The sequence below is a fragment of the Alkalibacterium sp. m-11 genome (assembly GCF_054658155.1).
In genome coordinates this window covers 1-8,970 of the sequence record NZ_BAAGIR010000081.1, presented here as the reverse complement: position 1 = coordinate 8,970, position 8,970 = coordinate 1, and the positions used below count along the sequence as shown (strand labels likewise).

General features: G+C 38.6%; 10 protein-coding genes. 9 read left to right on the top strand and 1 reads right to left on the bottom strand.

Annotated features, from left to right (window positions below):
- The first annotated feature begins 554 nt into the window (after nucleotides 1-554).
- Complete coding sequence (locus tag ACYQ2O_RS08515; RefSeq protein ID WP_459771177.1) at nucleotides 555-731, top strand: hypothetical protein; 177 nt, start codon at nucleotides 555-557, stop codon at nucleotides 729-731.
- 139 nt (nucleotides 732-870) lie between these two features.
- Here the strand turns inward: ACYQ2O_RS08515 and ACYQ2O_RS08510 are convergent, their stop codons facing one another.
- Nucleotides 871-1,737, bottom strand: a complete 867-nt coding sequence (locus ACYQ2O_RS08510; protein ID WP_459771179.1) for a LysR family transcriptional regulator — start codon at nucleotides 1,735-1,737, stop codon at nucleotides 871-873.
- A 115-nt stretch (nucleotides 1,738-1,852) separates the two neighbouring features.
- Between ACYQ2O_RS08510 and ACYQ2O_RS08505 the strand changes: the two genes are divergently transcribed.
- The 8 genes from ACYQ2O_RS08505 to ACYQ2O_RS08470 all read left to right on the top strand — a co-directional run bounded on the left by ACYQ2O_RS08505 (nucleotide 1,853) and on the right by ACYQ2O_RS08470 (nucleotide 8,398).
- Nucleotides 1,853-2,413: a DapH/DapD/GlmU-related protein gene (locus tag ACYQ2O_RS08505; protein WP_459771180.1), complete on the top strand. Its 561-nt coding sequence runs from the start codon at nucleotides 1,853-1,855 to the stop codon at nucleotides 2,411-2,413.
- A gap of 25 nt (nucleotides 2,414-2,438) precedes the next feature.
- Nucleotides 2,439-3,179, top strand: coding sequence for an SDR family oxidoreductase (locus ACYQ2O_RS08500; protein WP_459771182.1), 741 nt, complete (start codon nucleotides 2,439-2,441; stop codon nucleotides 3,177-3,179).
- Between the two features lie 16 nt (nucleotides 3,180-3,195).
- Nucleotides 3,196-3,717 carry a cyclophilin-like fold protein gene (locus ACYQ2O_RS08495; protein ID WP_459771184.1) on the top strand — a complete coding sequence of 174 codons (522 nt, stop codon included), beginning with the start codon at nucleotides 3,196-3,198 and terminating at the stop codon, nucleotides 3,715-3,717.
- Between the two features lie 205 nt (nucleotides 3,718-3,922).
- The gene (locus ACYQ2O_RS08490; RefSeq protein ID WP_459771289.1) at nucleotides 3,923-5,365 is read left to right on the top strand and encodes a glycoside hydrolase family 1 protein; all 1,443 of its coding nucleotides are present in this window, start codon (nucleotides 3,923-3,925) and stop codon (nucleotides 5,363-5,365) included.
- Between the two features lie 950 nt (nucleotides 5,366-6,315).
- Nucleotides 6,316-7,092: a TMEM164 family acyltransferase gene (locus ACYQ2O_RS08485; RefSeq protein ID WP_459771273.1), complete on the top strand. Its 777-nt coding sequence runs from the start codon at nucleotides 6,316-6,318 to the stop codon at nucleotides 7,090-7,092.
- 167 nt (nucleotides 7,093-7,259) lie between these two features.
- Complete coding sequence (locus tag ACYQ2O_RS08480; RefSeq protein ID WP_459796420.1) at nucleotides 7,260-7,790, top strand: TMEM164 family acyltransferase; 531 nt, start codon at nucleotides 7,260-7,262, stop codon at nucleotides 7,788-7,790.
- Entirely contained in the window at nucleotides 7,768-8,037 is a 270-nt protein-coding gene (locus ACYQ2O_RS08475; RefSeq protein WP_459796419.1) for a hypothetical protein, read from the top strand. Before ACYQ2O_RS08480 ends, ACYQ2O_RS08475 begins: the two co-directional genes overlap by 23 nt.
- Before the next feature lie 145 nt (nucleotides 8,038-8,182).
- On the top strand, nucleotides 8,183-8,398 hold the full coding sequence (locus tag ACYQ2O_RS08470; RefSeq protein ID WP_459771275.1) for a DUF3953 domain-containing protein: 216 nt from the start codon (nucleotides 8,183-8,185) through the stop codon (nucleotides 8,396-8,398).
- Nucleotides 8,399-8,970 lie beyond the last annotated feature (572 nt).

Below are 8,970 nucleotides of genomic sequence, written 5' to 3'. Positions count from 1 at the left end.
TAATTAGAACTGACTTTCTCAAGCCTTTTAAAAGCTCGAAGAGCAAAATAGGCTTGAGAAAGACAAAAACAATAAACTGCGTTTCAGATTTCTAGAATAAATTTCCGAGAATAACTTTACACATATTTAAACTCCCGCTTCTTTGCACATTCCTATGAAGCATGATATACTTGCAGAACAGCGGTTTGAATGTCTATGAACTTCTGTGAACCCCATACAGTAAAAAACCAGGTCTTAAAAAAGCGCGTAAATCTCCACAATTCTCAAAACGTTAATTGCTGGAGCCGTTGCGAATTTATTCGCTTACGGATACAGTATGGGACGGAGATTTCGAAGAAATCGAGTACCATTCATTTTGGTAATGGAGAACCCCATCAAAAATGGGGTTCTTTTTTTTTAGCACAAACCAGTTTACTGGATTGTGACAGTTTGCTAGAGCCGTAGGAACAAAGTGACGTACGGAAATAGTATGCGTAATGAGTGGAACGAATGGAGCCTCAAAACGTTACCTGCGGGTCCTTATTTCTTGTGTATTCGTATGAGGCCACAAAGTAATGATGAAAAACAATGAACAAGCAACAACTATAGAGGTGGTGGAAAAAATGACTCCAAAAGAAAAAATGCAGAAGCTGATTAAGAACAAGCAAGGCGGCGGCAAAGATATTAAAAGAAGTACGGCCAAAAATGATCAGAAGTACATGCGCAAAGCTCCGATTATTTTCAATAAATAAAATTAATTTAAGGAAAGACACATACCAGCACTCTTGGTATGTGTCTTTTTGTAATAAAAGAGCATGAGAGTTAAATAGCAGAGAGAGTGAACTGCACGGTTAGAGACAAATCCTGTATGGACAGAAAACTGCAGACAGATTATTTTTGAGTAATCTTTTGAAGAAAAAGATTTGCAGCGTTTGAAAATAGTTGGTTCTTTTTCCAGATAATATTGATGCTGGAGGTCAGTGGAGGAGAGAATGGGATGAATTTCAGGCCATTGTCTTTTGTATTGATGATACCGTCAATACATAGTGCGACACTCTCGCCTTTTTTGACTAGGAGAGAAGCATTATATAGAAGGTTGTAAGTTCCTATAATATTGAAATGGCTTAGATTTTGTCCTAACCATTCTGCAAGTTGATTATCCACCAATGACTGATTGGAAATAATCAAAGATTGATCCAATAAATCATTAGGGGATACATACTCTTTTTTTGTTAACGGATGGTGTTCATTGACTAAAATCCCCCAACAGTCTGATTGCGGCAATCGGATGTATTCATATTTCTGTTTTTCTACCGGATCAATGACTAACCCGAAATCCAAGAGACCCTTATCGATTTTATGTTTGACATCATCAGCATTACCGCTATACATATGAATAGTTATGTCAGGATAATGGTTTATTAAATCATTTAAAATAACTGCAACATACTCAATAGCTTGTGTTTCTCCTCCCCCAATAAAGATGTCACCACCAATAACGTTGTTTTTCTGGATATTCGAGGTGGTACTATCAACTAAAGAGAGAATTTCGTTTCCGCGATTCTGCAAATAGATACCGTCAGCCGTTAAGGTGATTCCACGATTTCCACGTTCAAAAAGCTGTACACCTAAGTATACCTCTAAACTTTTCAATTGTTTCGATAAAGCTGGTTGGGATAGGTGTAAAACCTCCGCAGCTTTACTGATCGTTCCCTCTCTAGCGACAGTTAAAAAATAGGTTAGTACTCTTAAATCCATTTAACCACTCCTATAACTTAAAAGAATACATAGGCATTCCATATAAGTATTATTCATTATGAGTATAACCGAGTATACTCAAATTATCAATAAAGGTGAGGAGGCTTTAGTGTCGATGAATACGTTAATCGAACAAATAGCTGGAAAAGAAATCTTAGCAGGTTCCGCTATTTTTAAAGAAATACATGAAGCGAAAGATAAGAATGAGCCACTTATAGCTGAACTTAATACAGGTTATCGTAAACCTCAGGATGTATTATCTTATTTAGAAAGAATCACAGGAAAAAAAGTTGACAGCACGGTTACTGTCTCATTACCGTTCTATACTGATTTTGGAAAACATATTACTTTAGGTAGAAATATCTTCATCAATCAAAACGTCACATTCGTTGATTTAGGTGGGATCGTGATCGAAGATAATGTGCTGATCGGACCAATGAGTCGAATCATAACGGTCAATCATTTAATTGACCCCAAAAAACGCCGTGGATTAAATGTTCAGACGGTCAGGATAAAGAAAAATGCCTGGATAGGTGCAAATGTCACCATATTACCGGGGGTTACGGTCGGTGAAAACTCAATCATTGCGGCCGATTCAACTGTAACGAAAGACATACCAGAGAATGTCATCGTTGCCGGGTCACCCGCAAAAATAATCAAACAGATCGAATCATAAAAATTAAATCTCAAGGAGAATTGCTATGTCAAATCTATCAGAAAAAGTCGTCGTTATTATGGGAGCCTCATCAGGTATTGGGGAAGCAACAGCCAAATTATTAGCGGACAGTCATGCAAAGGTAGTGTTGGCTGCTCGTCGTGAAGAACGAATCAAACGTTTAGCCGATGAACTAGGAGAAAATGTAGTGTATCAGGCAGCTGATGTGACAAATCGTGACCACATTAAAGCTGTCATTGATCTTGCTATGGAAAAATTCGGTAGAATCGATGTGATGTTTAATAATGCCGGTATCATGCCTCAAGGGAATTTAGCAAAACTGGAGTACGAAAGTTGGGAGAGTATGCTGAATATAAATGTTATGGGTGTATTGAATGGCATTGGTGCTGTGTTACCGATCATGCAAAAACAGAAATCGGGTTTGATCATTACAACAGATTCTGTTGCCGGGCACGTGGTTTACCCAGGCTCTGCTGTATACAATGGGACTAAATTTGCGGTACGTGCGATTATGGAAGGGTTAAGACAAGAAGAGCTTTCTAATGGTATACGATCAACGATAATATCGCCAGGAATGGTCAACACAGAGTTGTTTTCTACAGTTGGAGATAAGTCTTTAGAAAATGAATTGCAAAAAACTGCAGATCAGACAGGAAACAGTTTGACATCAGAAGACGTTGCCCGAGCTGTTATATATGCAATAGAACAGCCTGGCCATGTAACGATCAGCGAGGTGCTGTTACGCCCATTAAACCAAAAAATTTAATTTTGAGAGGATGGTATTGAAAAATAATCGGAAATTTAAGTGGATGATGATACTGTTCGCCTTTTTCTTAAGTGCGTGTAGAGTTGAAACAGTTTCGGAACCTGATTCAACTGCTCCTCAATTGAATAATGAATCACTGGATGAGCTAGGTGAAAGTGATGAAGTAGAGGCGGATTTAGAAGGAGATGAACAGGATGTGATAACCCTATATATAAATGGTTCAGAATTTTCAGTCATTTTAGAAGGCAGTACTATAGCAGAGAATGTAATCGAACGATTACCAGGTCGCTTCACCATGACTGACTTAAACGAGAACGAGAAGTATTATACTCTTCCTCAAACTGTAACAACTGATGCAGTGAATGTTCATAACATAGAAGCGGGAGACGTCATGTTATACGGTGATAGAACGTTAGTGATATTTTATAAATCATTTACGACGAATTACTCCTATACGAAAATTGGGCATATAGAAAACGCAGTAGGATTAGAGGAAGCACTGGGAACTGGGGTTGTAGAAGTAGAAGTTTTGAACTGAAGACAGCAATATGAATCGCCAAAAAAGAGTAATACGAAGATTAACAAATTGTAAATGCATACCGAAAGAGTATAGAATACTCGTGTAACGCTTATATTAATAAGTGTATTTCCAGCCGATTTATTTCACTAAAGAGGGTATCGATAAAATCAGTAAAACTAACTTAACGTACCAGCACGACACTTATAATACGAGGAGGAATAAAATGAAATTCAAAAAGGATTTTTTATGGGGTGGTGCTACAGCTGCAAACCAGTGTGAAGGTGCATTTGACATAGATGGTAAGGGGCTATCTGTTGCAGATGCGATGCCAGGAGGGAAAAACCGATTTTCGATTATTTCTTCTCTTGAATTCGATTGGGATATAGATACAGATAAATACTATTACCCTAACCATTTAGGAATCGATCATTATCACCGATTTAAAGAAGACATAGCTTTATTCGCTGAAATGGGATTTAAAGCTTACCGTTTTTCAATTGCCTGGAGTCGCATTTTCCCACAAGGAGACGAATTAAAGCCAAATGAAAGGGGAATATCTTTTTACGAAGCATTGATTGAGGAATGTCTAAAATATAATATAGAGCCGGTTGTAACGATATCTCATTATGAAATGCCTTTACATTTAGCAAAAAAATATGGTGGATGGAAAAATAGAGAATTGGTAAATTTTTATGAACGTTATGTAGAAGTATTGTTCGAGCGGTTTGCTTCTAAAGTGAAATATTGGATGACTTTTAATGAGATAAATTCCGCAATAGAATTCCCGGCTCTTTCTCAAGGGCTGATTCCTAAAACGGGTGCGAATAATTTTACTGATCGATTTCAAGCTTGGCATCATCAATTTGTTGCCAGTGCTCTAGCAGTGAAAATCGGGAAAAGGTTTCGTAAAGATATTCAGATTGGCTGTATGCAGATTTATGCTCCTATGTATGCTTTTGACAGTAATCCCAGCAATCAATTTGCTTCTCAATTTAAACAGCGCGCATTTAATTATTTTACTAGCGATGTTCAGGTAAGAGGGGATTATCCCACATATATCAGTCAGTTATTACAGCATTATGATGCAAAAATGCCGATAATGGAAAAAGGCGATAAGGAACTATTAAAGGAAAACACTGTAGATTACATTGGTTTTAGTTATTACATGAGTATGGCTATCGATGAAACAAATTCAGAAGCGACAGATCCTGCTGCAGGTAATTTGATGGAAGGTGTACGTAATCCCTTCTTGGAATCAAGTGAATGGGGTTGGCAGATAGATCCGTTAGGTTTGAGAATCTCATTAACTGACTTGTGGGATCGTTACCAAGTTCCGTTGTTCATTGTAGAAAATGGATTAGGTGCAAAAGATGAAAGTGATGACAATGGTGAGATCCATGATGATTACCGTATTGATTATTTAGCAAAGCATATTCAGGCAATGGCAGATGCTTTAACTGATGGTGTTGACCTAATAGGCTATACACCATGGGGATGTATTGATTTAGTAGCTGCGTCCACTGGTGAAATGAGCAAACGCTATGGTTTTATCTATGTTGATTTGGATGATCAAGGTAAGGGGACGCTGGATCGTAAGAGAAAGAAATCTTTTAATTGGTATAAACAAGTTATTGCATCTAATGGTGAAAATATAATTCAACAGTAAACTATAAGTAGTCACTCTTTATGGGTGATGCTGAGGGCTAGAAATTTTAAGACACTTTTCTTATGGGAAAGTGTCTTTTATTAGTCTACTATTGAAAAATTGACCAAAAAATTCCAGTTTTATGCTTTTTTGTGATAAATAGGAGACTTATAACATGCATATTTGGTTATAAGTAAGCTCATACTAAAGCAAGATTAAGGGAAATTATAAATTAGTTTACATTTTTACTTTCAGTAGAATAAATTTGTTGTGTTTATTAAACCTGAACAGCCTTCTATACTGAGAATTAGTTAGTAATAGTATTAAAAAATTGAAAGGAGATACAGAATTAGTGATTGGTTGGATTTGAGAGGAAGAACTATCGGAGTAACAGGAGGCGCATCTGGAAAAACTGAATGACAATAGAACATCCCTAGCCTATATGATTCTCTATCTTATGAAAAATGCAAAAAGAATGATAGTATAAAGTAAATAAAATGGTTAATAGGTAGAAACTCATTTTTTCGAATATAGAGTATTAACGTAATTCCGAAAGAAGTCTCCCACTTCTAAGCGTATGGGTGCGAAGCACCAGTGAAAGTGGGAGATGAATTTCGGTCAAGCGATAGCTTGAAGTGGTTAATGTCATTCTCATTTGGTATACTTTATATATAGACGATAACCAAGTCTATATAGGCGACAACCAAGCCTACTGAGTATTCCTTGGCGTTAGCCAAGTAAAAGAAAACCTATGAGGCAGGGACTGCCTTTTGAGCCTACCCATATCCGATTCCTCTGTCTGCATGAAACCTGTGCAGACAAGAATGGAGTTCGTAGGAAGCCCCCACTTCAAAATCCGGAGGATTTAAGTGGTGGGTAGTTCACTAGTCACGGTTATTCAGCAGTTGTGGAAAACAACAGTAAAAATTTATTTTGCGGAATAGGTTTAGCGTTGAGAGGGTGTATTCAATATGCAGGCGCAGTTTGAAATGTGGAGCACGTTTCACTACTTCATGATGATTTTTCCATTTGTACTTGCCATATTCTTATATAAAATGACGCAGGAAAAATCCTTAGCTGTAAAACGACGAGTTGCTATAATGTTGGGAATCATCCTAGTACTTATACTGACCACTAGACAAATTTACATTTTCAATAATGAGGGTTTAGGTCCGGAAGTTTTTCCCTTCCAGGTCTGTCACTTTGCCAATATTCTATTGCTTATCGTCGCGATCAACCCTAATCTTCGGGTGACTGCCGCAATCGCATGGTGCCTGAATTTTCCTGCAGGTCTGGTGTCTATCATATTTGCAGATGGTTTGGAAAGCTACAGTAATGTCCTCAATACTCAAGGGCTTGCCTATATTTCAGGACATATGCTAATCGTAACGATGGGTCTGTATTTGTTGTTGACCAGGATGATTCAAGTCGACTGGCGAGCACTTATAAAAGCATATAAAGTTTTAGCGATGCTTTATTTGCTGTCGGTAATAGTGAACAACTGGTTCGTCGCTATTTTTGATGAACAATCCAATTACTTTTACAGCTATGTGCCGGAAGCGGGGACCCCTTTAGAAGACTTATACAACCTTGGCTCCACGATCGAAGTATTCGGACTTACATTTAATCCGGCCTACCTTTTGTCCTTGGCAGTTGTAGGAGCTGCGGTCATGTTCCTGATGTATTTACTGGCGAAGCTGCGGTATGTCAATCATAGTCCCAAAGCTCACAGGAGACTAGCTAACTGAAGACAAATCATTCCTGATTTAATGTAAATAACAATGTTAAAAGCAGAAACCTGACCTGTGTAGGGGGTTAGAACAATTTTGCCACACTTACTCTGAGGTTTCGGTGATCAATCGAGAAATTCGGATTTTCGGCGAAAGAGATAAATGGTTGAGAGGATGTATATAGTATGCAGATGCAGTTTGAAATGTGGAGCACGTTTCATTATTTTATGATGATTTTTCCTTTCGTGCTCGCCGTTACATTATATATATTTACTCGAGACAAAGCATTTGCAGTAAAGCGACGTGTTGCCATAGCGATGGGGATAATCCTGGTAGGCATATTAGCTACCAGACAAATCTATGTTTTCAGTACCGACGGCTTGGGTCCTGAAGTTTTCCCATTCCATATTTCTCACTTTGCCAACATCCTGCTGCTTATGGTTGCGATTAATCCTGCTCGTCGTGTGATTAGCACGATTGCCTGGTGCTTGGCTGTACCTGCAGGTCTGGCAGCCATCATATTTGCCGATGCACTGGAAACATACAGTAATGTACTTAGCATCCGAGGACTTTCCTATATTTTTGGGCATATGCTGATCGTAGCGACGGGGCTATACCCTGCTGTTAACAGAGATGATCCGGATCGATCGAAGAGCCCTTTTGAAAGCTTATGGGATTGTGGTGCCGCTGTATGTGTTGTCAGTTATCGTAAATAACTGGTTCACTGATATTTTTAATGAGCAAGCCAATTATTTATTTACCTATACACCGGGATCGGCAGGTCCTTTAGTCTACTTGCACAGCATCGGCTCTGATATCACAGTATCTGGAATGACATTCAATCCGGTTTACATACTGTCCCTTACCATTATAGGAGCGGTCGTCATGTTCCTGATGTATCTGGTGGCGAAACTGTATTATTCCAGAAAAGATTCCGACGTTCAAAGGAAACTAGCTAACTAAAAACAGAATAATGTGGTAAAGGAGTGATTGAAAAGCAGGAGCGATCAACAAATGGACGAATCGATACGGTTTCACAGGTCAAGTGGTTACCTACGGAAGGGGTAAGAAGAGAGAGGAAGAAGTGGTGTTGCTGAAATTTTTACATATGATATTTTCCATATTCGTACTTGTTATAGCAGCTTATAGCCTAATATATCAAAACTTTGCGTTTCAGAATTATATGATATTTTTCTTAGCTTTAACGATGTTAATAGCGGGTTTAAAAGAATTCAAAGAAGAGCGAAAACTAGCAGGATGGACCTATATAGGGATCTTTATATATGGATTATTGGTATCAGTTCAAGGTTATTTATTGAGCTAAAGGTAGTTTTTAAGGCTTTCTCAGAATAAACAATCAGAAGATTCATTAACCATTTACGGTCATGGCATAGCCATGTACCGTTTTTTTTGGTGCGCCCGGCATGGGCGACAACTTGGTGGTGAAAGTCCACTACAGGCTTTGCAGTAGGAACTGTTAGTGAATGACAAGGGTGTCCACCGTGAGGTGGAATCTGAAGGAAGTCGGACGCAAAAGCTCGCACTGACGAACAGAAACTCCATACTAAGGCTGAATCAGGACGGATGAGCTTGCCAAACAAAGCGAAGTCCAATACTGCACGAATCCTGTACAGTATATGGAGCAGTGACATGAGCGGAAGGTTGTCGTTCTTACCCGGGGAGATCTCATCAACGAGATAATTTCGTAGTAACAACGAATGATGAGAAGTCAGCCAATTTTTTTGTGACGAGTAATCGCAGGAACAGACGTCATAGTACTAGCCTTATGGCTAGGAAGGACAGAACAATAACAATTTTGGAAATCAAGGAGGTGGATACGCCACCAGTATCGCAGCCAACATCGTGATTAAGTTCGTAGAGATGGCTACCTACAGA